The organism is Streptomyces sp. NPDC088923, from assembly GCF_044749745.1.
In the GTDB taxonomy this organism is placed as follows: Bacteria; Actinomycetota; Actinomycetes; order Streptomycetales; family Streptomycetaceae; genus Streptomyces.
The window spans coordinates 105,040-129,538 of record NZ_JBIVIO010000005.1 but is presented as its reverse complement, the minus strand read 5'-3'; the positions used below and the strand labels follow the sequence as shown (position 1 = coordinate 129,538).

Here is a 24,499-nt window from a genome sequence, read left to right as displayed (position 1 = left end):
CCACGGGGCCACGGGTACCGGACAGCCTACTGCCGGTGACGATCAGGCCGCTCCCGCGCCGCCGCCGACCGTGGCCTGCCCCTGCTCGCCGCCCTCGGCACGGGGCCTGAGTCCCGCGAGGTCACCCGTGTCGCCGAGCCGGACGAGGAAGGGCCGCAACCGCGTGTAGTGGATGACGGTCACGGAGCAGGGATCGACGTGAATGCGCTGGAACTGGTCGAGGTGGAGGCCGAGGGCGTCGGCGACGAGGGACTTGATGATGTCGCCGTGCGAGCACATGACGTACATCGCCTGCTCGCCGTGCTCCTCGGTGAGGCGCTCGTTCCACTCCCGTACCGCCTCGGCGGAGCGGGCGGCCATCGCGCGCATGGACTCGCCGCCGGGGAAGGCGGCGGCGGAGGGGTGGTTCTGGACCACGTCCATGAGCGGTTCGCCGCTCAGCTCCTTGAGCTTGCGGCCCGTCCAGTCCCCGTAGTGGCACTCCCCGATCCGCTCCTCGCTGTGCAGCGGCAGCCCGGGCCGCGCGCTGAGCAGCGGCGCGAGCGTCTCCTCGCACCGCTGGAGCGGACTCGCCACGGCGGCCACGAGCGGCAGCCCCTCCAGCCGCCCCGGCAGCGCCGCGGCCTGCTCCCGCCCCCGCTCGTCCAGGGCCACCCCGGGCATCCACCCGGCCAGCACCCCTTCGGTATTGGCGGTCGACCGTCCGTGGCGCACGAGGATGAGGGTGGTCATGCGCTCCACCTTACGCGGAGCGAAAATCCGGCCCGCACCACATTCCAGCCCCTCCGGCGTTCCCCGGCCCGCACCACATTCCAGCCCCTCCGGCGTTCCCCGGCCCGCACCACATTCCAGCCCCTCCGGCGATTGAGGAGCGGGGTCCGGGGCGGAGCCCCGAGGCGGCCCGGCCCGGCAGAGCGGCGAACCTCCTCGCAAGCAGGCCCACCAGCCACGTATACCCCCCGGAGGGCAGGGCACTATGGGTTCCGTGATCGTGGACTGCGGCATCTACCGGAACGGCCATCGCACCGATGGCCCCAGCGACTTCTCCGACGCTCTCGACGCCGCCCGTGCCGCCGGCGACGCCTTCGTGTGGATCGGCCTGCACGAGCCGAGCGAGGAGGAGTTCACGCACGTCACGGACGAGTTCAAGCTGCACCCGCTCGCCGTCGAGGACGCGCTCAAGGCGCACCAGCGCCCGAAGCTGGAGGTCTACGACGACTCGCTCTTCGTCGTCCTCAAGCCCGTGCACTACGAGCCCGACAGCGACACGGTCTCCTCGGGAGAGCTGATGCTCTTCCTCGGCGACTCCTTCGTCGTCACCGTGCGGCACGGCGACGGGACGCCGATAGCGGAGCTGCGCAAGCGACTGGAGGAGAAGCCCGAGATGCTGCGGCACGGGCCGACCTCGGTCCTCTACTCGATCGCGGACGAGGTGGTGGACCACTACCTGGTGGTCGCCGACGAGCTCCAGAACGACCTGGAGGAGCTGGAGACCGCCGTCTTCTCGCCCGACGGCTCCACCTCCGGCACGGGGGCGAGCACCGCCTCGCGCATCTACAACTTCAAGCGCCAGATCCTGGAGTTCCGCCGCGCCACCGGCCCGCTCGCGATGCCGATGCTGCGGCTCGCGGGCAACGGCCCCTTCGCCGCGGCCGTGCCCTTCGTGGACGACGCGGTACGGCCCTTCTTCCGCGACGTGAGCGACCACCTCACCCGCGTCAACGAGTCCGTCGAGGGCCTGGACCGCCTCGTGTCCGACATCCTCTCGGCGCACCTCGCGCAGATGGGCGTGCGCCAGAACGACGACATGCGCAAGATCTCGGCATGGGCGGCGATGGCGGCCGTACCGACGATGATCGCGGGCATCTACGGGATGAACTTCGACCACATGCCGGAGCTCCACTGGGTGTGGTCGTACCCGGCGGTCATCGCCCTGATGATCGTCCTGGAAGTCCTGCTGTACCAGCAGTTCAAGCGGCGCGGCTGGCTCTGAACCGCGCGTGCCGCCCGCCAGCCCCGGGGGCCGGGCGGGCGGTGGCGGGTGCCTCAGGCGAACTCGGGCTCCGGGGTCGCCGGGCCGCCGAGGGCGTCGCGGCGGTGCGGCATCGTGAGGGTCACCATGCGGCGCCAGCCGACCGCGCGCTCCCAGGCGTAGGCGGCGTGGATGGCGGTGGCGAGGACGGCGGCCTTGGGGCGGGACCAGCCGAGGATGCGGCCGATGTGCTCCATGACGGCGAGGCTCACGTCGCGGTAGATGAGGTTCTCGGCGCGCGCGCACTCGTGCAGGACGCGCTGGATGACGCGGCCGTGGCCCTCGCCCGCGAGGCGCAGCAGCTCCTCGTGGCAGTAGGCGAGGTGGTTGTCCTCGTCGGCCGAGATGATCCGTACCGCGTTGCCGACCTCGGGGTGCGTGGCGAAGTAGCGGCGCAGCATGTCCATCTGGTCCGAGGCCCGCTGCTCGGTGACGCGGCTGTGCGCGAGGTACGTGATGACCTCCTCCTCGCTCAGCGGCTCGTCGGCGTCGAGCTTGGCGTGCGGGAGGCCGATGCCCGCGCGTTCGAGGAGCATCGTGTAGTCGGTCTCCGGCGGGACGTCGACGGGCTCGACCCCGCGGCGGCGCATGAGGCCGTGGAAGATGCGCCCGTGCTTGTCCTCGTCGGCGCCGTGCCGGGCGACCTTGGGAGCCAGACGCACCATGCTCGCGGGGAGCAGGGCGGCGATCCGCCCGTTCTCCCAGCCGCCCTGGGCCTCGCCACTGGCGGCCACCGAGCAGAAGAGCCTGTAGGTCTCGTCGTTGTCGATGATCTCCTGGAAGAGACTCCTGGCCGAAAGCATCTCCGTACCTCCACATCGGGGCGCGCACGTGCCCGCCCGACGAGTCAAGGCGCGGCCCCGGGGTCCGGCAAGCGGGCGCCGGAGAGGGGAGGACCGTTCGGGTGAGGTACGGCGAGGGCGCGCGCTCGCGGTGAACGCGCGCCCCCTCGCCGGGGTCCGGGCGGGCCGGCCCGGGTCCCGTACCGCCTCCGCTCAGGCCACCCCGGCCCGCTCCAGCGCCTCGGCGCCCGCGCGCAGCGCGGCGACGCGCTCCTCGCGCGTGAAGCCGGCGGGGGCGAGGGTGAGGGTCGTGACCCCGGCCGCCGCGTAGGCGCGCATGCCGTCGGCGATGCGGTCGACGGGGCCGAGCAGGGTCGTGGAGTCGATGAGGCTGTGCGGGACGGCGGCCGCGGCGCCGTCCTTGTCGCCCGCGAGGTACTTGTCCTGGATCTCGGCCGCCTCCTTCTCGTACCCCATGCGCTGGGCGAGGCGGTTGTAGAAGTTCTGCTTGCGGCTGCCCATGCCGCCGACGTAGAGCGCGGTGTACGGGCGGAAGGTGTCGGCCAGCGCCTCGATGTCGTCGCCGAGCGCGAGGGGCACGGTGGGCACGACGTCGAAGCCCTCCATCGTCTTGCCCGCCTTCTCGCGGCCGGCGCGGATCGGCTTGATCGCCGTCTCCTCCAGGTGCGCGGCGGCCGGGAAGATGAGGAGCGCGCCGTCGGCGATCTCGCCGGTCTGCTCCAGGTTCTTCGGGCCGATCGCGGCGATGTAGAGCGGGATGTGCGGGCGCTCGGGGTGCACGGTGAGCTTGAGCGGCTTGCCGGGGCCGCCGGGGAGCGGGAGGGTCCAGTGCTCGCCCTCGAAGCTGAGGCGCTCGCGGCTCATCGCGCGGCGCACGATCTCCACGTACTCGCGGGTGCGCGCGAGCGGCTTGTCGAACTTGACCCCGTACCAGCCCTCGGAGACCTGCGGGCCCGAGACGCCGAGGCCGAGCCGGAAGCGGCCGCCGGAGAGCGAGTCGAGGGTCGCCGCGGTCATCGCGGTCATCGCGGGCTGCCGGGCCGGGATCTGGAGGATCGCCGAGCCGATGTCGATGCGCTCGGTCTTGGCCGCGACGTAGGCGAGGACGGTGGGCGCGTCCGAGCCGTACGCCTCGGCGGCCCAGCAGACCGCGTATCCCAGCCGGTCGGCCTCCTGCGCGACGGCGAGATTGTCCGCGTCCATGCCCGCGCCCCAGTAGCCGAGGTTGATTCCGAGCCGCATGCGCCACACCCCTTACTGATCAGTAACGTTTACCGCGGGGGACTCTACTGCCCCCTGCCACGGGGCGACAGGGAGGCGGCACGGGCGAGCAGGTGAGCTTCGTCCCGCCGGTCCGCGCCACGGCGGAACGCGGGCACACGCACCACCCCACAAACGGATGTCCGACGCGTAATCTCAGCGTCCATGGAGCAGAGGCATCTCGGCCGGACCGGCCTGCGTGTGTCCCGGATAGGGCTCGGCACCCTCGGCTGGGGCCGGGACACCGACGAGCACGAGGCGGCCGCCTCGCTCAAGGTCTTCTGGGAGGCGGGCGGCACGCTCGTCGACACCGCGGATGTCTACGCGGACGGCGAGGCCGAGTACCTGCTCGGGCAGCTCGTCGAGTCCCTCGTCCCGCGCCGCGACCTCGTCATCGCGACGAAGGCGGGCAGCGTCCCCGACCCCGACCGGCGCTTCAACGCCTCGCGCGGCCACCTGCTCGCCGCGCTCGACGCCTCGCTCAGGCGCCTCGGGACGGACTACGTGGACCTGTGGCAGGTGCACGCCTTCGACCCCGTGACGCCGCTGGAGGAGACCCTCCAGGCGCTCGACCTCGCGGTGAGCACGGGCCGCGCCCGGTACGCGGGCGTCTCCAACTTCAGCGGCTGGCAGCTCGCCAAGGCCGCGACCTGGCAGCTCGCGGGCGGCGGCACGCGGACCAGGCTCGCGAGTACGCAGATGGAGTACTCGCTGCTCCAGCGCGGCGTGGAGCGCGAGGTGCTGCCCGCCGCGCGCGACCTGGGCGTGGGGCTGCTGCCCTCCTCACCGCTCGGGCGCGGGGTGCTCACCGGCAAGTACCGCGAGGGCGCGAGTCCGGCGGGCTCGCGCGGGGCGGGCGAGGCGATGGCCGGTTTCATCGCCCCGTACCTCGACGGGACGGCCTCGGCGGTCGTCGAGGCGGTCGCGACGGCCGCCGAGGGGCTCGCGGCGACGCCGCTGCACGTCGCGCTCGCCTGGGTGCGCGACCGCCCCGGAGTCGTCGCCCCGATCGTCGGCGCGCGCACCGCTCAGCAGCTGAGCGAGGCGCTGTCGGTGGAGGGCCTTAGTCTTCCTGACGAGATCTGCCGGGCCCTGGACGACGTGTCCGCGCCCGTGCACCGCTATCCCGATCAGGACTGGAGCACGCTGTGAGCACGGAGCCGGCAGCCGAGAACACCGGTACGGAGGAGGCGGCCGACGCGGTCGCGCCCCGTACCGAGGAGGAGGAGACCGGCACGGGCGAGGAGACCGGCACGGACGGGACCGGGAGCCCCGCCGCCGAGGACGGGACCGGGGCCTCCGCCGCCGAAGACGGGGACGCCGGCGAGAAGACCGGCGCGCAGCTCTCCGAGGCCGAGGCCGAACTCGCCGCCCAGCGGGTCGAGCGGGCGCGGATCGCGGCGCGCAAGGCCGCCCGCGAGGAGCCCGTCGACGCGGGGACGAAGCTCACGGGGAAGGCCGCCGAACTGCTCGCCGCCGTCCGCGCGGTCGAGCAGGGCGAGCGCCCGGCCGCGACCTTCGACGCCCCCGCCTCCCCCGTCGCCCCGCGCCGCACCGCTCCCCCGCCGCCCCGCCCGGCCGAACCCGCGCCCGTGCCGTCCACCGCGCCGGACCCCGCCGCGCTCTCCGCCGTCGCCGCGCTGCTCACGCGCGGGGGCGCGCCCGAGGCGCTTGCCCCGGCCGCCGTGCGCGCGCTCGGCGACGGCGCCGCGGGTGAGCTGGAGTCCGATCCGTGGCAGTTGCTGCGGCTGACGGGGGTCACGCCCGAGCACGCCGACGCCTTCGCGCGCGCCCTGCTCGGCGCCGGGGCGGGCCCCGGGGACGTACGCCGGGGACGGGCACTGACCGTACGGCTGCTCGAAGACGCGGCGCTGCGCGGGCACACCGTCCGCGAGCTGGCCGAACTCGCCGCCGCGCTCGGCAAGCACGGCGTCCCCGACGCCGAGGAGGCCGTGCAGGAGGCCGTCGCCGAGGGCGACGCGCTGCTCTTCCAGGACGGTGTCCCGCCCGCCGGGGGCGAGGAGGAGGAAGCGCCGCCGGTCCCCGTGCTCGTCGGCCTGGAGCGGTACGCGCTCGCGGAGGAGAGCCTCGCGGACGCGCTCGGCCGGATCGCCGCCGCCGAGGCGGGGACCGAGGACGGCTGGGGACCCGCGGCCGAGGCGGCGGGCCGCGGCAGCGCGGCCGAGCTGATCCGTGCCGCCGCCGCGCACACCCTCGTCCTGCACACGGGGGGCGAGGCGGCCCGTGCCGAGGCGGCCGCGCTCGTCTCCGCCGCGCGCGGCCTGGGCCTCGCCGCCTTCGCCGCGACGCACACGGCCGAGGGGCGTCGCGCGCTCGCCGCGCTGCTCGGCGCGAAGGAGCCCGCGCTCACCGTCGCAGGGCTGCTCTCGGGTACGCAGGGGCCCGCGCGCGACGAGGAGGGGCGCTTCGCCCTCGATCTGCTCGTCGTGCTCGACGCCCCCCAGCTCGGCGTCGAGGAGGCCGCCCTGCTCGCGGAGTCGGTCCCGGACGGGGCGCGGCTCGTGCTGAGCGGGGACCCCGGCGTGCTCGGTTCGGCGGGCGCGGGGCGGGTGTTCGGGGACCTGCTCGCCGCGCGCTTCGCACCGCACGTCGTCTCGCGCACGCCCGATCCCGGCCCGGTCGGCGAGTTCGTCTCGGGGCTCGGCGTCGGGGAGTTCGAGGTGCCGCGCACGGGCGGGCACGAGGTCGTGGTCGTCCCGGTCCGCGACCCGGGCGAGGCCGTGCACCGCACGGTGCAGCTCGTCACCGACTCCGTACCGCGCGCCCTCGGCGTCGCCCCCGAGGAGACGCAGGTCCTCGTCCCGGGGCACGGCGGCGCGGCCGGTACGCGGGTGCTCAACGCGGCGCTGAAGGAAAGGCTCAACCCGGGGCCGGGGCGATTCGGCGGCTTCGATCCGGGCGACCGGATCGTGTGGTCGCCCGCGCCCGGGCGCACCGCGCTCGGACGGGTGGTCGGCGCGGACCAGGAGGGGCTGCGCCTGGAGTGCGAGGGCGCCCCCGTACGCGTCGCGCCCGCCGACACGGGGCGCGCGGTGCGCCACGCCTGGGCGCTCACCGCGCACCAGGCGGTCGGGCACCGCTGGGCGGCCGTCGTGGTCGTGGTCCCCGGCGACGCCGTCCCTGTCCTGAGCCGCGCGTGGTTCTACACGGCGGCGGGACGTGCCGAACGGCACCTCTCCGTCGTCCAGGGCACCGGCGAGGCCCTCGCCCAGGCGGTGGCCGCGCGCCCCGCCACAGAGCGCCGCACCCGCCTCACGGCGCTGCTGAGCAGGCCTGCGGAGGGCTGAGGGGCGAGAGAGCGCTCCGCTCGCCCCCTCAGCGGCCTCTCAGAACTCCTCGCCCTCGTCCTCGTCGATCTCGTCCTCCGCCTCCCCGCCGTGGCCGCGCAGGCCCGGGCGGTGGGCGGGCCGTACGTCGTCCTCGGGGTCGTCGTCGAAGACCGCGCTGACGTCGAAGCGGCAGATGACCGACTGCGGGTCGGCGCCCTCGAAGGGCGCGTCGAGCCACTCACCGGGCTCGGGCGGGTCGTCGGTGGCGGCGACCCACAACGTGGAGTCGCCCTCCTCCAAGCCGAATTCCCGGTGTCGCGAGGCGATCTCGTCCGGCTCGTACTCGCCGAAGAGAACACCGAGCGCCGCGTGCAGCCCGGCGCCGGGTGACTCGGGGTGCAGGTCGGCGACGCGTTCGGCCTGGCCGAGCAGGAGGTCGGGGCGGGCGACGGTGTAGTCCCTGCGGATCAGCACACTCAGGGCGCTGGGGTCCTCGGGCCCGGTGTAGGGCGGCAAGGAGTCCTCGGCCCCAGGGATCTCGAAGGGGGTGACCTCGTCGTAGCGCTCGTAGAGCAGTTCGTCGTAGGTCTCCGCGGCGGTGGCCAGCTCGTTGAAAGCCTGGTAGACGGCGGGATCGTCCTCGCCCGAGCGGTTCTCGACCGCGGCCAGGTGACGGTCGAGCGCGGCCTTCACCGCCTCGGCGGCGGCACGTACCTCGGCAACCGGGGGCTGCTCAACATCAGACATAGTGCAGACGCTATCCGTACCGGGCCGGTGGACGCACAATAGATACGATGCCGGAATACGAATTTGTCGACGTGTACGTGCCCAGGGGCGTCAGCCGCAAGGACACGACCCGCCTGCTCACCGACCACGCGGAGTACGGGCACTGGGAGTTGGACCGCCTCAGGCTGCATCCCGACGGCAGCCGCCGGGTGCGGCTGCGGCGCAGGATCATCCGCCAGCCGCGGGCCACGTGGTGAGACCGGGGGGCGGCGGCCGCGGCCGCGCGTCCCGTTCCTCACCCGGACGGGCGACCAGCTCTCCTCGTGTTGTCGGGCCCCGCTCTCCCTGAGCGGGGCCCTTCGGCATGCCGTGCGCGGGGGCGTCGGCGCGCGCTCGCGCACGGCCGCGGCTCAGGCGTTCGCGCGGGCCTTGCGGTAGACCACGGCGCCCGCGAGGAGCATCCCGGCCGCGGCGGCACCGAGCGCGCCCGCGGGGACCTCACTGCCGGTCTCGGCGAGCTGCTGGGTGTGCGCCGGGGTCTTCACCGAGACCTGCGAGGTCGGGGGCGTGGTGCGCTCGACCGGGGGCTTCGGCGTCTCCGGGGTCTTCGGGGGCTCCGGCTTCTCGGGCGTGCCCGGGTTGCCGGGGTGCTCCGGGTGGCCCGGGTGCTCGGGGTGGCCCGGGTGCTGCGGCGTCGACTCGTTGGCGCAGTCGTTGCCGAAGACCGGGTTGAGGAGGCCGACGACCGAGATGCTGTTGCCGCACGCGTTGACCGGCACGTCCACCGGGACCTGCACCTGGTTGCCGGAGCCGACGCCCGGCGAGTCGGTGGCGTGACCACCCGCGTGGGCACCGCCGCCGGTGTGGCCGCCGCCGCTCTGGTGGCCGCCGGTGTGGTGGCCGCCGCTCTGGTGGCCGCCGCCGTCCTCGTCGCCGTAGCCGCCCGGACGGGACTGGCCCGAGCCGTTCTGGCAGTGGTTGCCGAAGGCCGGGTTGAGCAGACCGACGACGTCCACCGTGTTGCCGCACACGTTGACCGGCACGTCGACCGGTGCCTGCACGAGGTTGCCCGAGAGGACGCCGGGCGACCCCACGGCCGCGCCCTGGGCGCCGGAGTCGGCGACCGCGTAGCCACCGGTGACGGCGAGTACGCCGGAGGCGGCCGCCACAGTCATCAGGCCCTTGCGCGTGACCTGTCGCATAGCAATTCCCTGTCGTAGTCACAGCTTCGAAGCGCACGGCACCTCGCGCGTGCGCGGTGTGGTGAGAGCCGCGGCCCCGGAGCGCGAGCGCGCTCCGGGGCCGCGAGGACACCCCCGGCCGGGGGTGGCGTCCTGCCTGGATCAGGCGTTGACGCAGGTGTTGCCGAAGGCCGGGTTGAGCAGACCGATCACGGAGATCGTGTTGCCGCAGACGTTCACCGGGATGTGCACGGGAACCTGCACGACGTTGCCCGAGAGCACGCCGGGGGAACCGACGGCCGCACCCTGGGCGCCCGCGTCGGCCGAGGCCAGGCCCGCACCGGCGAGCACGAGGCCACCGGTCGCGGCGACCGTGGCGACGATCTTCTTGATCATTTTTCCTCCTAGGTGGACAGCGCGGTCCCAGCCACGGACCGCAACACCTGTAACGAGGAGGGAGTATTCGAGCTACGACCGGATGAGTGCATTCACCCGTACCAGTGGGACTGGTACAGACACTCGATTACCGGCCGGTCGCGGCGAGCAGGGCGTCGCACCGGGCCGGACCCGCGCGGCCGTCGCGACGAGCCCCGGAAAACGGCGCCGACCAGCGCGGACGCGCGCCGCCTCCGTACGCGACAGGGGGGGCGTACGGACACGGCGCGCGCGCCGCTCGCGAGAGTGGGCGCCCTCACTCGCCTCGTCTCAGGAGGCGTCGATGAAGCGGTCCAGGACGCGCACGCCGAACTGGAGCGCGTCGACGGGGACGCGCTCGTCGACGCCGTGGAACATCCCGGCGAAGTCGAGATCGGCGGGCAGCCGCAGGGGCGCGAAGCCGAAGCAGCGGATGCCGAGGTCGTCGAAGGACTTCGCGTCGGTGCCGGCCGAGAGCATGTACGGGACGGCCTTGGCGATGGGGTCCTCGGCGCCGAGCGCGGTCTGCATGGCGTCCACGAGCGCGCCGTCGAAGCCGGTCTCCAGTGCCTTGTCGGCGTGCACGTCCTCGCGGCGCACGCGGGGGCCGAGAATGCGGTCGAGGTCGGCGAGGAACTCCTCCTCGTACCCGGGCAGGAAGCGGCCGTCGACGTGCGCGGTGGCCTCGCCGGGGATGACGTTGACCTTGTAGCCGGCGCCGAGCTGGGTCGGGTTGGCGGTGTTCTTGAGCGAGGCGCCGATGAGCTTGGCCATGCCGCCGAGCTTGGCGAGGGTCTCGTCCATGTTCTCGGGGTCGAGTTCGGTGCCGAGCGCGTCGCCGAGTTCGTCGAGGAAGTGGCGGAGCGTCTTGGTGACGCGGATCGGGAACTCGTACCGTCCCAGGCGCCCGACGGCCTCGGACAGCTCCGTGATCGCGTTGTCGCGGTGGATCATCGAGCCGTGCCCGGCGGTCCCGGCCACGGTGAGCTTCATCCAGTGCATGCCCTTCTGGGCCGTCTCGACGAGGTAGAGCCGCAGCTTCTCGTTGACGGTGAAGGAGAAGCCGCCGACCTCGCCGATCGCCTCGGTGACGCCCTCGAAGAGGTCCGCGTGGTGGTCCACGAGGTGGCGGGCGCCCCACGTGCCACCGGCCTCCTCGTCGGCGAGGAAGGCGAGGACGACATCGCGCGGGGGCTTGCGGCCCGTACGGAGGCGGTCGCGGACGACCGCGAGGGTCATCGCGTCCATGTCCTTCATGTCGACGGCGCCGCGTCCCCACACGCAGCCGTCGGCGACCTCGCCGGAGAAGGGGTCGTGGGTCCAGTCGGCGGCGTTGGCGGGGACGACGTCGGTGTGGCCGTGGATGAGGAGACCGGGGCGCGAGCGGTCCTCGCCCTCGACGCGGGCCACGACGGAGGCGCGGCCCGGGTGGGACTCGAAGATCCGCGGTTCGAGGCCGACCTCGGCCAGCTTCTCGGCGACGTACTCGGCCGCCGCGCGCTCGCCGGGGCCCGAGTGGTCCCCGTAGTTGCTGGTGTCGATACGGATCAGGTCCCGGGTGAGGTCGACGACCTCGTCCTGGCCCGAAGCCGCCCTTCCGGTGCTCGGCTCGCTCACGCTGCTCTCCTTGGCGGTCGGTCGGCCGGCGCCCTGCTCGGCGCCGCGCTCCCCCCATCCTCGCGCGCCCCCCACCGCGCCCCCAAGACCGCCCTCCCCCGGGACACACACCGTTCACACGGGGCCGGGGGCGGACCGCGCACGGGCGCGGGGGTGGACCAGGGGGCGGGCCAGGGTGATCGAACACCCCCGGATGTTTGCTATTGTTTTCCACGTCGCCCCGGCCGAACCGCCGAGAGCGAACACCCTGTCCGGGTGGCGGAATGGCAGACGCGCTAGCTTGAGGTGCTAGTGCCCTTTATCGGGCGTGGGGGTTCAAGTCCCCCCTCGGACACAGAAGAGGGCCTCGCGAAAGCGGGGCCCTCAGTCGTATGCCCGTACGCACGCGCGCCCACCCCGCCCCACGCCGCTCCTCTCTGCGCGACGAAGAAGCCCACACGAGCACCTCGGGCTTCACATGGGCGACTACGCGAACCCCTCGGCGTGAAGAAACAGCAGGTCAGCACGGTTGCGGCCACATAGCGGGACCTGGGCTGTCTAGATGCATCGCGCATTGATATAAAGATTGTGTGACTGAGCAACGCGTTGTTTCGCGTGGGCCGGTCATCCGGACGCTTATGTGTGCGCGGCCCCTGCCCGGCCGCGCGAGCGCACCTCGGCTCCTGCCACGACTTACGGGCCCCACCCAGGCCCCGTGCCATGACAGCCGTCCGATCTGTTTCTCCAGGCGTTGCCGGATGTCGCCGTCCGCGCGTGTCCAAGAGTCGTCGTCGACCCAGACGGCACCCGTCCCCCGAACGGGCCATGCGCCGCTGTCTACGGCGACGTCGCACGCCTGTAGGGCCTCGCTTCCATAACGTAACCACTGCCGTCCCCGAGACGGCTCCATCACCGAGCCACGGATGCCCCGCGGCCCTGTTCGTGCTGCCCGGCCACCGGTCGTGTGTGCGGCCGGCGGGGAGGCGCGTGTGCGTGCGCGGTTCGGTGTGCCCGCCCATGGCCAGGGAGAAGCACGACCCCATGCACCTTCTTGTCAAAGGGATTCAGCACCAGCTCACCGGTGAAGTCCTCGTCCCCAACTCCAAGTACCACGCGCACCGCGCGCTGATCCTCGCCTCGCTGGCCGAGGGCGTCAGCCGCGTGCACGGGCTCTCCGACGCCCGGCACGTCCAGTACACCGTGCAGCTCCTGCGCGGCCTGGGGGTCAAGATCACCACCGAGGGCGACACCTTTGTGGTGCACGGTCTCGGCGGGCACTACCGCCCGCGCCGCGCCGCTGTTTCCGCCGGTTCCTCCGGCACCACCCTCTACTTCATGATCGGCCTGGCCTCGCTCTCGGACCGCGATGTGACGGTGACCGGGCAGAAGTACTTCCGCCGCCGTCCCGTGGGTCCCCTGCTCGCCGCGCTGCGGCAGATGGGCGCCGGGGTCGAGTCGGCCGACGACTGCCCGCCCGTGCGGGTCACCGCGCGGCGCCCGAGCGGCGGGCACGTCCGCATCGCCGGGACGCTGTCGCAGTGGATCTCCGGGCTCATCCTGCTCGCGCCCTTCGCGACCGGGCACACGACGATCGAGGTCGAGGGCGAGCTGAACGAGCGCTCGTACCTGGAGCTGACCGTCGCGATGATGCGGCAGTTCGGCCTGCGGGTCACGGTCTCCGAGGACTGGCGGCGCTTCGACGTCGAGCCGGGGCAATCGGCCGTCGCGACGGAGCTGACGCTGCCGCCCGACATCGGCTCCGCCGCCTTCGGGATCGCCGCCGCCGCGCTGCACCCCTCGGACGTCCTGCTCAAGGGCATGAACCGCCTGGAGGGCGGTCCCGCCGACCACCCCGAGTTCCATTTCCTCGACATCGCCCGGGCGATGGGGGTCCCGATGGAGCTGGACGAGGCGGCCGGCGGGGTGCGCATCCGGCAGGAGGCGCCGATGCTCAAGGGGGTCGAGGTGGACTGCCGGGACGTGCCCGACATGCTGCCGATCCTCTCCACGCTCGGTTCCTTCGCCTACGGCGAGTCCGTCTTCCACAACATCGCGCACACCCGGCTCAAGGAGTCCGACCGCGCCGCGGCGATGCTCCAGCTCAACGCGATGGGCGGGGATTTGGAGCTGGACGGGGACGCGCTGCGGGTGCGCGGCGTCGAGGGGCTCGTGGGCGCGAAGCTCTCCTCGTTCAACGACCACCGGGTGCTGATGTCGCTCGCCGTGGCGTCCTCGCGGGCGCGCGGCCACTCGACGCTGACGTACCCGAACGCGTACCGGATCTCGTACCCGACCTTCCTCGACGCGATGAACACGCTCGGCGTCCCGATGAGCGTCGAGGACGGGCCCGCTCCCTCGGGACGACCGCGGCAGCGCCGCCTGGAGAAGGAGGTCACGAAGCCGGAGCTCGCGGCGCGCGTGACGCTCCCGGAGTGGCTGCGGCGGCGGGCCGCGAGCCGTCCGCACGACGTCGCGGTGGTCGACGTACGGGCCGACACGGACGAGACCGTGACATGGCGTGAGCTGCACGAGCGGGTCGAGCGGGCGGCCTCGCTGCTGCTCGGACTCGGGGTGCGGGCCGGGGACAACGTGGCGTACCAGCTGCCGAACCGCGTCGAGTTCGTCGTGCTCTCGCTCGCCGCGCTGCGGATCGGCGCGGTCTGCTGCCCGGTCATCCCGTTCTTCCGGGAGCGGGAACTCGGCTTCGTGCTGCGCCGCTCCCGGGCGAAGGTGCTCGTCGTCGCCGACCGGTACCGCAACCGGAAGCCGGCCGAGGAGGTGCTCGGGCTCGACGGGGAGGAGCGCGGCGAGCTGTCACAGCTCCTCGTGCTCGCCGAGGACGGCGGGAGCGCGGCGCTGCCCGAGGCGGACGGCTCGGGCGTCGCGGTGCGCGACTGGGAGAAGGCGCTCGCGGGCACCGAGGTGGACCGGGCCGCGCTCGACGCGTACGTCCCCTCACCCGAGGCGACCGCGCAGCTCCTGTTCACCTCGGGCACCACCGGGGAGCCGAAGGGCGTCACGCAGCCCTCGCAGAACCTCGTGCGCGCGGTCTCGATGGAGATCAGGCACCTCGGGCTGCACGCCGGGGACGCGATCTGGGTGCCCTCGCCGCTCGCGCACCAGACGGGGTTCCTGTACGGGATGACGCTGGCGCTCGTCCTCGGTGTCCCGCAGATCACGCAGGCCGAGTGGGACGCGAAGCGCGCGCTCGCCTCGCTCAACACGCACGGCGCGAGCTTCGTGCAGGCCGCCACGCCCTTCCTGACCGACCTCGTGAAGGCGGTGGAGGACGGCGGGGACATGCCGCGCAAGCTGCGGATCTTCGTCGCGACCGGGGCGCAGGTGCCGCGCGGGCTCGCCGAGCGGGCCGGGCGAGTGCTCGGCGCGGACGTGTGCGGGGCCTTCGGGACGACCGAGACGTGCCTCGGCGCGCTCTCGGCGCCCGGGGACGAGCCGGCGCAGCGCTGGGGCTCGGACGGGCGGCCGCTGGACGGGATCGAGCTGCGGATCACGGACGACCAGGGGCACGTGCTCCCGGCCGGGGTCGAGGGCAACTTCGAGCTGCGCTCCCCCACCGTGTTCGACGGCTACCTGGACCGGCCCGACCTGACCGCCGAGGTGTTCACACAGGACGGCTGGTACCGCACGGGCGACCTCGCGACGCTCGACGCCTCCGGTTATCTGCGGATCACCGGGCGCGTCAAGGACGTCATCAACCGGGGCGGCGAGAAGATCCCTGTCGCCGAGATCGAGCAGCTGCTCTTCGCGCACCCGGCCGTCGAGGACGTCGCCGTCGTCGCGATGCCCGACGCGCGGCTCGGTGAACGCGCGTGCGCCTTCGTGGTGTTCAAGGAGGGCGAGCGGCTCGGCTTCGGCGGGATGCGCGCGTACCTGGACGAGCACCAGGTGGCGAAGCAGTACTGGCCCGAACGGCTCGAACCGCTCGACGTGCTGCCGCGCAACCCGATCGGCAAGGTGCAGAAGTTCGCACTGCGCGAGAGAGCGAGGGAACTGAGGCCGCAGGAGGACTGAGTCCCCGGGGCCGGAGGGCGGCGCGCCGCCCTCCGGCCCTTCCGGGCGTGAGGGCCCGGTACGGCGGGGAGGGCCGCGCGGTGCCCCCGTCGACGCAGAGCTGGACCGTACGAGATGAATGAAGAGGCAGCACATGAGTGACGAGCAGTCCTTCGAGCGGCTCCGCACCCAGGTCGAACAGTGGGTGGAGGGCCCCGGCGAGCGCTGGGCGGAGCGCATCGAGGAGACCGGGGAGGTCCCGGAGGCGCTGTGGGCCGAGCTGAACGAGCTGGGCTTCCTGCGGATGGCGGCGCCCGTCGCGTACGGGGGGCACGGGCTGCCGTTCTCGCGCTGGATGGAGCTGATGGAGGTCTTCTCCCGCTCGCACGGCTCGGTCCGCATGATCGTGCACGTCGTCAACGGCATCTGGCGGGCGATGGACGGGCACGCCACCGAGGAGCAGCGCAAGCGCTTCGTCATCCCCTCGATCACCGGCGAGATCAAGATCGCCTTCACGCTCACCGAGCCGGGCAACGGCACGGGCGCGGACATCACGACGTCCGTGGTGCGCGAGGGCGACACGTACTACCTCTCGGGGGAGAAGCACCTCATCACCTTCGGCGTGCGCTGCGACTACTACCTGCTCGCCGCGCGGGTCGAGGGCAGCACGGGCCACGAGGGCACCGTCGCGCTGCTCGTGCCGCGCGAGGCGCCGGGCGTGCGCGTCGAGGACACCTCGAACACGATGGGCGTCACCGGTACGGACCACGCCTCGCTCACCTTCGACCGCACGCCCGTCCCCGTCGACCACCGGCTCGGCGCGGAGGGCGAGGGGCTCGACGTCTTCCTCGGCGGTTTCCTGACGCCCTCGCGGATCTCGGTCGCGATGAGCTGCGTCGGTCTCGCGGAGCGGGCCCAGCAGCTCGCGGTCGAGTACGCCCGGGGCCGGGTCACCTTCGGCAAGGCGCTGACGCAGCGCCAGGCGATCCAGTTCATGCTCGCCGAGAACGCCGCCGACATCGAGGCGGCCAAGCAGCTCGTGCTGCACGCGGCGCGCCGCTTCGAGCAGGGCGCCGAGGACGCCTCCATGCAGTCGTCGATGGCGAAGATGCACGCCGTGACGATGCTGACGAACGTCACCGACAAGGCCCTCCAGATCCACGGCGGGCTCGGTTACTGGAAGAGCCAGAAGATCGAGCGCGTGTACCGGGACGCCCGCGCGCAGCGTTTCGAGGAGGGCACCAACGAGGTGCAGAAGGCCGTCGTCTTCCGCGAGGTGCTGCGCCGCACGCCGCCGGTGGCCGCCCCGGAGGCCGGGCGCTGAACGCCGCCCGGCCCGTACCCGTACCCGTCCGAACCACGAAGGAACACAGCTCCCATGAGCACTGAGCAGGACCGCACCGCACAGGGCCGCGTCTCGCTGATCACCGGCGCCTCGCGCGGGATCGGGCGCGCGCTCGCGCTGACGCTCGCGCGCGAGGGCGGCACCGTCGTCGTCAACTACAAGAAGAACCAGGACCTCGCCGAGAAGACCGTCGCCGACGTCGAGGAGGCGGGCGGTCAGGGCTTCGCCGTGCAGGCCGACGTCGAGACGACCGAGGGGGTCAAGGCGCTCTTCGACGAGGTGGCACGGCGCTGCGGGCGGCTCGACCACTTCGTGTCGAACGCCGCGGCGAGCGCGTTCAAGAACATCGTGGACCTCGGTCCGCACCACCTCGACCGCTCCTACGCGATGAACCTGCGGCCCTTCGTGCTCGGGGCGCAGGAGGCGGTGAAGCTCATGGACAAGGGCGGCCGCATCGTGGCGCTCTCGTCGTACGGGTCGATCCGCGCGTACCCGACGTACGCGACGCTCGGCGCGATGAAGGCCGCGATCGAGGCGTGGGTGCGGTTCATGGCGGTCGAGTTCGCGCCGTACGGGATCAACGTGAACGCCGTGAACGGCGGGCTCATCGACTCGGACTCGCTGGAGTACTTCTACAACGTCGAGGGCATGCCGGACATGCAGGGCGTCCTCGACCGCATCCCCGCCCACCGGCCGGGGACGGTGCAGGAGATGGCGGACACCATCCACTTCCTGCTCGGCGAGGGCTCGGGGTACATCACCGGGCAGACGCTCGTCGTGGACGGCGGGCTGAGCGTCGTCGCGCCGCCGTTCTTCGCGGACGCGGGGCCCGAGTTGCAGCTGCCGCCGCGGCCGACGCGCGAGAGCTGACGTTCCGCGCCCGGCGGGCGGGGCACCCCCGTTGGGCGGCGGCCCGGTGAAGCCCCTTTTCAGGACGGGCTTTCCGGGATCGATCGCCCCGCCCGCCGGGCATTCATCACCCAGACCCCGGGGAGCTGTGCCCCGGGGCCGGAAGCGAGGAGAGGGATCTTGTTCGACCACGTCTTCCGCCCCGGCACGCTCGGCCGTCTGCGTCTGCCGCACCGGGTCGTCATGGGCGCGATGCACCTGAACCTGGAGGCGCTCGGCGACGGGGGTGCCGCGCTCGCCGCGTTCTACGCCGAACGCGCGCGCGGCGGCGCGGGGCTGCTCGTCACGGGCGGCACCGCGGTGAGCCCCGAGGGCGCGGGCGGTCCGGGGTACGGGATCGCCGGGGAGCCCGCGCACGAGGAGGCGCTGCGCCGTACCGCCGAGGCGGTGCACGCGGCGGGCGGGCTCCTCGCGCTCCAGCTCTTCCACGCCGGGCGGTACGCGCTGCCCGGCGCCCCCGGCACGGACGGCGGGCCCGGCTGGGCGCCCTCGCCCGTCGCGAGCCGTTTCACCCGCACGACGCCGCGCGAGCTGAGTGAGGCGCGGGTGCGCGCGACCGTCGAGGACTTCGCGCGGGCCGCGCGGCGGGCCGTGGAGCTCGGCTTCGACGCGGTCGAGGTGATGGGTTCCGAGGGGTATCTGATCAACCAGTTCACGGCGCCGCTCACGAACACGCGCGAGGACGAGTGGGGCGGGGACGCGGAGCGCAGACGCCGCTTCCCCGTCGCGGTCGCCGCCGCGGTGCGCGAAGCGGTCGGGCCCGACTTCCCCGTGCTGTTCCGCATGTCGGGCGCCGATCTCGTCGAGGGCGGTACGCCGCGCGAGGACGTCGGCGCGCTCGCCGTCGCGCTCGCGGCGGCGGGGGTGGACGCGCTCGCGGTCGGGATCGGGTGGCACGAGTCGCCCGTACCGACGGTGCAGGCGCAGGTCCCGGCGGGGACGTGGGCGACGTACGCGAAGGACGTGAAGCGGGCGCTGCGCGCGGGCGGGCACGGCGCGCTGCCCGTCATCGCCTCGAACCGCTACTCACGGCTCGCGCAGGTCGACGAGGTGCTCGCCGCGGGGGACGTGGACTTCGTCGCGCTCGCGCGGCCCTTCCTCGCCGATCCGGAGATCGTCGCGAAGTCGCGCGCGGGGCGCCCGGACACGGTGGACGTGTGCCTCGCGTGCAACGAGGCGTGCATCGACAGGTCCTTCGGGACCGAGCGCGTGTCCTGCCTGGTCAATCCGCGCTCCGGGTACGAGGCCGACTTCCCGCTGACGGTACGGGAGCGGCGCGGCCGGTACGCGGTCGTCGGCGCGGGCCCGGCCGGTCTGGAGGCGGCGCGGACGCTCGCGCGGCTCGGGCAGGAGGTCGAGGTCCTGGAGGCGGAGAGCGAGCCGGGCGGGCAGTTCCGCTGGGCGGCGCGGGTCCCGGGCAAGGAGGACTTCGGCGAGACGGTCCGTCACCACGTGCGCGAGCTGGCCGAGCTGGGGGTGAGACTGCGGCTCGGCCACCGCGTGGGGCACCGCGATCTCGCGTACCTGCGCGGGCTCGACGGGGTCGTGCTCGCGACCGGGGTCCTCGCGCACCGCCCCGACCTGCCGGGGCTCGCGCTGCCGCACGTCCTCGACTACCAGCGGGCGTTCGCCGATCCCGAGGCCCTCGGGCCGCGGGTGGCGATCATCGGCGGCGGCGGGGTCGGCGTGGATCTCGCGCACCTGCTGACCGCGGACCCGCAGCTGAAGCGGACCCCGGAGGCGTTCCTCGCCCGGCACGCGCTGACGGCGACGGCTTCGGTACGGGAGGCGACGCTCGCTCCCCGTACCCCCTCCGTGGCCCCCCGGCAGGTCACCGTCGTGCGGCGCGGGCGGCGGATGGGGGCGGGCATCGGTCCCTCGACGCGGTGGGTCGTGCTCGACGAGCTGCGCGCGGCGGGGGTGCGGCTCCTGACGGAGCGGGGGGTCGGGGAGATCACCCGGGACGGTGTGGTGGTGCGGGACGCGGGGGGCGGTACGGAGCTGATCGCCGCCGACCACGTCGTGCTCGCCACGGGGCAGGAGCCCGAGCGGGACGTGGCGGTGACGCTGCGGCGCGCGGGGGTGCCCTTCGAGGTGGCGGGCGGTGCCGCGGGCACCGGCGCGCTCAACGCGGTGCGCGCGACGGCCGAGGGGCTGCGCGCCGCGCACCGGCTGCTCGACGGGCGGTAGGGGGAGCCACCGGCCGCGCGCGTGCGGGGCCGGGGCTTCGGTTTTTCGCTGGTCTTTTTCTAGGAGGAGTACGTGCACAGCAATCGACAAGTCGTGGTGACGGGCTTCGGGGCCCTCACCCCGGTCGGCAACGACCGGGAGAGCACGTGGCAGGCGCTCCTCGCGGGGAAGTCGGGCATCGCGCCCATCACCGCTTTCGACGCGGCCGGGCTGCCGACGACGATCGCGGGCGAGGTGAAGGGCTTCGCCCCCTCCGCGCTGCTCGACCGCAAGCGCGAGCGCCGCTCGGCGCGCTTCTCGCAGCTCGCGATCGCCGCCGCGCGCGAGGCCGTCGCCGACGCCTCGCTCACGGTGGGCGGTGAGGGCGTGGACGCGGGCCGCGTCGGCGTCGTGCTGAACAACGCGGTCGCCGGGATGGACGGCATCGAGCGCGCGGTGGACCAGATGCACGCCGATCCGCGCACGATCTCCCCGTACTTCGTCTCGTCCGTGATCCCGAACATGCCGGCCTGCGAGGTCGCGATCGACCTCGGGGTGCGCGGCCCTGTCACGGCGAGCGCGCTCGCCTGCGCGAGCGGCGTGTACGCGCTCCTGGAGGCGCGGCGGCTGATCCTGTCGGGCGAGGCCGACGTGGTGCTCGCGGGCGGGACGGACTCGGCGATCACGCGGGTCATGTTCCAGGGGCTGTCGAACATGGGCGCGCTCTCCAAGCGCAACGACGAGCCCGAGCGGGCCTCGCGGCCCTTCGACGCGGACCGGGACGGCTTCGTCTTCGGCGAGGGCGCCGTCGTGTGCGTCCTGGAGTCGGCCGAGCACGCCGCCGCGCGCGGCGCGCGCCCGTACGCGGAGGTCGCGGGCGGGGCGCTCACCTCGGACGCCTTCCACGTGAGCGCGCCGGACCCGTCCGGCGCGGGCGCCGTCTCCGCGATGCGGCAGGCGCTGGAGCGCACGGGTACGGCGGCGAACGACGTGGACTACATCTGCGCGCACGGCACGAGCACCCGCATCAACGACCTCACCGAGTCCAAGGCGATCCGCGAGGTGTACGGCAACAGCGCCTACGACCTCCTCGTCAGCTCCCCGAAGTCGATGGTGGGTCACCTCATCGGCGCGGCCGGGGCGCTCTCGGCGATGGTCGCCGCGCTCGCCATCCGGGACGGCGTCGTGCCGCCCACCATCAATCTCGACCAGCCGGGCGAGGAGTGCGACCTGGACTACGTCCCGCACACCGCCCGCAAGGCAGACGTCCGCGCCGCGGCCGTCAACGCCTTCGGCTTCGGCGGCCAGAACTGCGTCGCCGTGCTGAGAGCAGTCTGAGCACCGCCGTGCCCGCGCTCCTCAGCCCGCACACGGCCCTTTCCGCTATACGCGAGATACGCGAGACACAGATATGAACACCACCCCCGCCTACGACCCGGCCGGTTTCCGGGACGTCTTCGAGCAGCGCTTCACCTACTGGGCCGGTTTCGCGCGCAACACGCACCGCTACGCCCGTTCCACCGCGATGTCCGACCCCGCCACGGGGCGCGCCTGGACCTACGCGGAGCTGGGCGAGGAGGTCGAGCGGCTCGCCGCCGGCCTCGCCGCCCACGGGGTCGGGCCTGGGGACCTCGTCGCCTACCAGCTCTTCAACGGCCCCGAGTTCGCCCTGCTCTGGCTCGCCACGCAGCGCCTGGGAGCGGTGGGCTCGCCGGTCAACTTCCGGCTCGCCCCGGGCGAGACGGCGCACATCCTGGACACCGGGCGCCCGGCCGTCTTCGTCTACGACACCTCCGTCGCCGAGTCCGCCGGGCAGGCCCTGGAGCGGGCCGGGCACGCGCCGAAGCTCGTCGTGCACGTCCCCTCCGGGCAGGACGGGGACCACCCGCTGCCGGGCTCGGTGCCCTTCGTACAGCTCGCCGAGCGCGGGGCGGGGCAGCCCCTGCCGCCCGCCCCCGAGGCCGGGATCTACGCGGAGACGACGCGTCTGTACACCTCGGGCACGACGGGCCTGCCCAAGGGCGTGCCGCTCAACAACGCGGTCGAGGTGCTCTCCGCGCACGACGTGATCATGCACTTCCCGCTCTCGCCCGAGGACCGCACCCTCAACATGTCCCCGTGGTTCCACCGCGGCGGGCTCTACTCGGGCGGCCCCAACCCGGTCTTCTACGTGGGCGGCGAGGTCGTGCCGCTGCGGCACTTCGACGCGGACGTCGTCCTCGACCTCGTCGAGAAGCACGGCATCACGTTCCTCATCGGGGCGCCGACGAACCTGGAACGGCTCGCGGACGCGCAGGAGCGCCGCCCGCGCGACCTTTCCACGCTGCGCGGCATCGTGACGATGGGCGCGCCGCTCGACCGGGCCGCGTGCCTGCGGTACCAGGAGGTCCTGACACCGCGGATCTTCAACGGGTACGGGACGACGGAGGCCTTCTGGAACACCTTCCTGCGCCCCGCCGACCTGCCCGCTCACGCGGGCAGCGCGGGCCGCGCCTGCACGGACGACGACGTCGCCGTCGTGAAGGTCTACGAGGACCGGCGTGCCGAGCCCGACGACCTCGCGGCGAAGGACGGCGGCGAGGTCGGCGAGGTCATCGTGCGCTCCCCGAAGTCCGGCTACGGCTACATCGGGCGCCCCGAGGAGCAGGCCGAGAACTTCCGGGACGGCTGGCTCTACATCGGCGACCTCGCGACGTGGGACGAGGACGAGTACGTGACGATCGTGGGGCGTCGCGACGACATGATCCTCTCGGGCGGCGAGAACGTGCACCCGGTGCAGGTCGAGGAGGTGCTCAACGAGCACCCGGGCGTCGCGGACGCGGCGGTGGTCGGGGCGCCGGACCCGGAGTGGGGGCAGCTCGTGACCGCGTACGTCGTGCGCAGGGACCCGGCGGTGACGGTGGCGGACCTGGAGAAGCACTGTCGCGCGCACGCGATGCTGGCGGCGTACAAGAGGCCGCGGGCCTATCGGTTCGTCGACGCGCTGCCGGTGACGTCGACCGGGAAGAAGATTCACTACCAGTTGCGGGAGACCGTTGCCGCGGATCTCGCGGCGGGGCGGTTGGAGCGGGTGGGGCGGTAGCCGCGCGGGCTGCCGTTCCTGCGGAGGTTCCGGGGCGCTGCCCCGGGCCCCGCTCCTCAAGCGCCGGAGAGGCTGGTTCTTGGCGCGGCTGGCACATCAGGTCTTCGCGCGCGAGACCGCTCCCTGGGCCAGGGGGGAGCGGGCCAGTTCGGCCACTCCCACCGCGATCATCGCCGCTCCCGCCAGTTCCGGGACCAGCCACCAGCCGGTGCGGAGGTGTTCGCCGAAGAGGACGACGCCGTAGACGATGCTGATCAGGGCGTCTCCCAGGGTCAGCATCGGCTGCGAGGCGGCGAGGGAGCCCGCCTGGAGGGCGTTCTGGAGGAGGAAGAGGGCGCCGACGCCCGCGACGGCCGTTCCGTACAGCTGCCAGCTGGAGAAGAGCGCCGCGAGTCCGCCGCCGTCCTCCAGACGGGCCAGCGCGTCCTTCATGAGGGCCGCGGTGAGCGCGTATCCGCACGCGGCGGCGAGGCCGAGGAGGGCGGCGCGTGGGTTGCCCCTGGTGCTGAGCGCGAGGCCGAGGACGAGCACCTCGAACAGGCCCGTCACGACGAGGACCGGCAGCCAGGTCAGTCCGTGCGCCCGTTCCGTGCCGCCGCCCGGGGCCGCGCTCGCCATGCCGAGCGCCAGGCCGAGCGTCACGGCGACGACGCCGGTCCAGATGCGCGCGCCGAGCCGGACCTTGAAGAGGTGGCCGGCCAGGAGCAGCGTCGCGGGCAGTTCGATCACGAAGATCGGCTGTACGACCGCGATCGGCCCCGTGGCGAGCGCGACCGCCTGGCACGCCGCCGCCACGAGCACCATGGCGATCCCCGCGAGCCAGACCCGCTGCCGCAGGAGTTTCCCGATCAGCGACGCGTGCAGCACGTCGCTGTCGGGGACGGTCGCGGCGGCCCGCCGCTGGAGCACGGACGCGGTGCCGTTGCTGATGGCCGTCAGCACGGCGAACAGGACGCTGATCACACGGACCATCATGCGCCGTGCGGGCGAGGGGCGCCGGATGGAATGGGGCAGGCGGTGGCAGGGTTGGACGGTACGGACAAGGAGTGACCCCATGGGTGAAGTGATTCTGGTCAGGCACGGCGAGACCGCGTGGAGCCTGACCGGCAAGCACACGAGTTACACGGAGCTGCCGCTCACGGAGCGCGGCGAGGAGCAGGCGAGGTCCCTCGCGCCGCTGCTGGCCCGGCGCAGGATCGCGCTCACCGTCACGAGCCCGATGCAACGGGCCGTGCGGACGGCGCGGCTCGCCGGGCTCGGCGACACGTTCACGGACCCGGAGCTGCACGAGTGGGACTACGGGGCGTACGAGGGCGTGACGACCGCGCACATCCACCAGGAACGCCCGGACTGGGACCTGTGGCGCGACGGGGTCGACACGGGACCCGCCGAGCACCCGGGCGAGACGCCGAAGGAGGTGAGCGAGCGGGCCGACCGCGTCCTCGCGCGCGTCGACAAGGCCTTGCGCGACGCGGACCTGGACGGGGAGGGGGGCGATGTGGTGCTGGTCGCGCACGCGCACTTCCTGCGGGCGCTCACTGCGCGAAGGCTCGGCCTTGACGTGTCGGCCGGGGCGCTTTTCCGGCTGGACGTGGGGTCGCTGAGCCGGCTGGGGACGGAACACGGGCGGCCGGTGATCTCGGCGTGGAACGTGACTGCCGAGGACCGGGGTGAATGATCG

19 protein-coding genes and 1 tRNA gene are annotated in these 24,499 nt (G+C 73.4%); 12 read left to right on the top strand and 8 right to left on the bottom strand.

Annotation, left to right across the window (positions count from 1 at the left end):
• Positions 1-42: 42 nt before the first annotated feature.
• Positions 43-732, bottom strand: coding sequence for a histidine phosphatase family protein (locus tag ACIP4O_RS20905; RefSeq protein WP_361327550.1), 690 nt, complete (start codon positions 730-732; stop codon positions 43-45).
• A 253-nt stretch (positions 733-985) separates the two neighbouring features.
• Between ACIP4O_RS20905 and corA the strand changes: the two genes are divergently transcribed.
• Positions 986-1,993: a magnesium/cobalt transporter CorA gene (corA, locus tag ACIP4O_RS20900; protein WP_401576817.1), complete on the top strand. Its 1,008-nt coding sequence runs from the start codon at positions 986-988 to the stop codon at positions 1,991-1,993.
• A 53-nt stretch (positions 1,994-2,046) separates the two neighbouring features.
• Here the strand turns inward: corA and ACIP4O_RS20895 are convergent, their stop codons facing one another.
• Complete coding sequence (locus ACIP4O_RS20895) at positions 2,047-2,835, bottom strand: ferritin-like domain-containing protein (RefSeq protein ID WP_401576419.1); 789 nt, start codon at positions 2,833-2,835, stop codon at positions 2,047-2,049.
• A gap of 192 nt (positions 2,836-3,027) precedes the next feature.
• A complete protein-coding gene (locus ACIP4O_RS20890; protein WP_361327542.1) occupies positions 3,028-4,077 on the bottom strand; it encodes an LLM class F420-dependent oxidoreductase in 1,050 nt (349 codons plus the stop codon).
• A 183-nt stretch (positions 4,078-4,260) separates the two neighbouring features.
• On the opposite strand from ACIP4O_RS20890, the gene ACIP4O_RS20885 reads away from it, so the two are divergent.
• Both ACIP4O_RS20885 and ACIP4O_RS20880 read left to right on the top strand, forming a co-directional pair.
• Positions 4,261-5,247, top strand: coding sequence for an aldo/keto reductase (locus ACIP4O_RS20885; protein WP_361327539.1), 987 nt, complete (start codon positions 4,261-4,263; stop codon positions 5,245-5,247).
• The gene (locus ACIP4O_RS20880) at positions 5,244-7,403 is read left to right on the top strand and encodes a helix-hairpin-helix domain-containing protein (protein ID WP_401576417.1); all 2,160 of its coding nucleotides are present in this window, start codon (positions 5,244-5,246) and stop codon (positions 7,401-7,403) included. Before ACIP4O_RS20885 ends, ACIP4O_RS20880 begins: the two co-directional genes overlap by 4 nt.
• Positions 7,404-7,442: 39 nt before the next feature.
• On the opposite strand, the gene ACIP4O_RS20875 is transcribed toward ACIP4O_RS20880, so the two are convergent.
• The gene (locus tag ACIP4O_RS20875; protein ID WP_401576415.1) at positions 7,443-8,132 is read right to left on the bottom strand and encodes a hypothetical protein; all 690 of its coding nucleotides are present in this window, start codon (positions 8,130-8,132) and stop codon (positions 7,443-7,445) included.
• Between the two features lie 47 nt (positions 8,133-8,179).
• On the opposite strand from ACIP4O_RS20875, the gene ACIP4O_RS20870 reads away from it, so the two are divergent.
• Positions 8,180-8,368: a DUF5703 family protein gene (locus ACIP4O_RS20870; protein ID WP_009063724.1), complete on the top strand. Its 189-nt coding sequence runs from the start codon at positions 8,180-8,182 to the stop codon at positions 8,366-8,368.
• Between the two features lie 153 nt (positions 8,369-8,521).
• Here ACIP4O_RS20870 and ACIP4O_RS20865 read toward each other — a convergent pair whose 3' ends face one another.
• From ACIP4O_RS20865 to ACIP4O_RS20855, 3 genes are all read right to left on the bottom strand, one after another.
• Positions 8,522-9,313 carry a chaplin gene (locus ACIP4O_RS20865; RefSeq protein ID WP_401576414.1) on the bottom strand — a complete coding sequence of 264 codons (792 nt, stop codon included), beginning with the start codon at positions 9,311-9,313 and terminating at the stop codon, positions 8,522-8,524.
• 141 nt (positions 9,314-9,454) lie between these two features.
• Positions 9,455-9,688, bottom strand: coding sequence for a chaplin ChpH (gene chpH, locus ACIP4O_RS20860; protein ID WP_164281857.1), 234 nt, complete (start codon positions 9,686-9,688; stop codon positions 9,455-9,457).
• A gap of 309 nt (positions 9,689-9,997) precedes the next feature.
• On the bottom strand, positions 9,998-11,323 hold the full coding sequence (locus tag ACIP4O_RS20855) for a M20/M25/M40 family metallo-hydrolase (protein WP_361331727.1): 1,326 nt from the start codon (positions 11,321-11,323) through the stop codon (positions 9,998-10,000).
• 249 nt (positions 11,324-11,572) lie between these two features.
• Here ACIP4O_RS20855 and ACIP4O_RS20850 point away from each other — a divergent pair.
• The 7 genes from ACIP4O_RS20850 (at position 11,573) to ACIP4O_RS20820 (ending at position 22,818) form a co-directional block, all read left to right on the top strand.
• Positions 11,573-11,657, top strand: a tRNA-Leu gene (locus ACIP4O_RS20850).
• 686 nt (positions 11,658-12,343) lie between these two features.
• On the top strand, positions 12,344-15,334 hold the full coding sequence (gene aroA / locus ACIP4O_RS20845; RefSeq protein WP_401576411.1) for a 3-phosphoshikimate 1-carboxyvinyltransferase: 2,991 nt from the start codon (positions 12,344-12,346) through the stop codon (positions 15,332-15,334).
• Positions 15,335-15,467: 133 nt separating this feature from the next.
• Entirely contained in the window at positions 15,468-16,637 is a 1,170-nt protein-coding gene (locus tag ACIP4O_RS20840) for an acyl-CoA dehydrogenase family protein (RefSeq protein ID WP_401576409.1), read from the top strand.
• Positions 16,638-16,691: 54 nt separating this feature from the next.
• A complete protein-coding gene (locus tag ACIP4O_RS20835) occupies positions 16,692-17,528 on the top strand; it encodes an SDR family oxidoreductase (protein ID WP_361331733.1) in 837 nt (278 codons plus the stop codon).
• A 159-nt stretch (positions 17,529-17,687) separates the two neighbouring features.
• Positions 17,688-19,757: an FAD-dependent oxidoreductase gene (locus ACIP4O_RS20830; protein ID WP_401576406.1), complete on the top strand. Its 2,070-nt coding sequence runs from the start codon at positions 17,688-17,690 to the stop codon at positions 19,755-19,757.
• 72 nt (positions 19,758-19,829) lie between these two features.
• Positions 19,830-21,074, top strand: a complete 1,245-nt coding sequence (fabF, locus tag ACIP4O_RS20825; protein WP_401576404.1) for a beta-ketoacyl-ACP synthase II — start codon at positions 19,830-19,832, stop codon at positions 21,072-21,074.
• 73 nt (positions 21,075-21,147) lie between these two features.
• Complete coding sequence (locus tag ACIP4O_RS20820) at positions 21,148-22,818, top strand: class I adenylate-forming enzyme family protein (protein ID WP_401576402.1); 1,671 nt, start codon at positions 21,148-21,150, stop codon at positions 22,816-22,818.
• 96 nt (positions 22,819-22,914) lie between these two features.
• Here ACIP4O_RS20820 and ACIP4O_RS20815 read toward each other — a convergent pair whose 3' ends face one another.
• Complete coding sequence (locus tag ACIP4O_RS20815; protein ID WP_401576400.1) at positions 22,915-23,793, bottom strand: DMT family transporter; 879 nt, start codon at positions 23,791-23,793, stop codon at positions 22,915-22,917.
• Positions 23,794-23,872: 79 nt separating this feature from the next.
• On the opposite strand from ACIP4O_RS20815, the gene ACIP4O_RS20810 reads away from it, so the two are divergent.
• Positions 23,873-24,496: a histidine phosphatase family protein gene (locus ACIP4O_RS20810; protein ID WP_401576398.1), complete on the top strand. Its 624-nt coding sequence runs from the start codon at positions 23,873-23,875 to the stop codon at positions 24,494-24,496.
• Positions 24,497-24,499: the final 3 nt, after the last annotated feature.

Excerpts from the sequence above, each read along its gene's own strand:
- ACIP4O_RS20905 (WP_361327550.1), bottom strand. The coding sequence starts at position 732 with ATGACCACCCTCATCCTCGTGCGCCACGGACGGTCGACCGCCAATACC.
- ACIP4O_RS20895 (WP_401576419.1), bottom strand. The coding sequence starts at position 2,835 with ATGCTTTCGGCCAGGAGTCTCTTCCAGGAGATCATCGACAACGACGAG.
- ACIP4O_RS20890 (WP_361327542.1), bottom strand. The coding sequence starts at position 4,077 with ATGCGGCTCGGAATCAACCTCGGCTACTGGGGCGCGGGCATGGACGCG.
- ACIP4O_RS20885 (WP_361327539.1), top strand. The coding sequence starts at position 4,261 with ATGGAGCAGAGGCATCTCGGCCGGACCGGCCTGCGTGTGTCCCGGATA.
- ACIP4O_RS20875 (WP_401576415.1), bottom strand. The coding sequence starts at position 8,132 with ATGTCTGATGTTGAGCAGCCCCCGGTTGCCGAGGTACGTGCCGCCGCC.
- ACIP4O_RS20870 (WP_009063724.1), top strand. The coding sequence starts at position 8,180 with ATGCCGGAATACGAATTTGTCGACGTGTACGTGCCCAGGGGCGTCAGC.
- ACIP4O_RS20865 (WP_401576414.1), bottom strand. The coding sequence starts at position 9,313 with ATGCGACAGGTCACGCGCAAGGGCCTGATGACTGTGGCGGCCGCCTCC.
- chpH (WP_164281857.1), bottom strand. The coding sequence starts at position 9,688 with ATGATCAAGAAGATCGTCGCCACGGTCGCCGCGACCGGTGGCCTCGTG.
- aroA (WP_401576411.1), top strand. The coding sequence starts at position 12,344 with ATGCACCTTCTTGTCAAAGGGATTCAGCACCAGCTCACCGGTGAAGTC.
- ACIP4O_RS20840 (WP_401576409.1), top strand. The coding sequence starts at position 15,468 with ATGAGTGACGAGCAGTCCTTCGAGCGGCTCCGCACCCAGGTCGAACAG.
- ACIP4O_RS20835 (WP_361331733.1), top strand. The coding sequence starts at position 16,692 with ATGAGCACTGAGCAGGACCGCACCGCACAGGGCCGCGTCTCGCTGATC.
- ACIP4O_RS20820 (WP_401576402.1), top strand. The coding sequence starts at position 21,148 with ATGAACACCACCCCCGCCTACGACCCGGCCGGTTTCCGGGACGTCTTC.
- ACIP4O_RS20815 (WP_401576400.1), bottom strand. The coding sequence starts at position 23,793 with ATGATGGTCCGTGTGATCAGCGTCCTGTTCGCCGTGCTGACGGCCATC.
- ACIP4O_RS20810 (WP_401576398.1), top strand. The coding sequence starts at position 23,873 with ATGGGTGAAGTGATTCTGGTCAGGCACGGCGAGACCGCGTGGAGCCTG.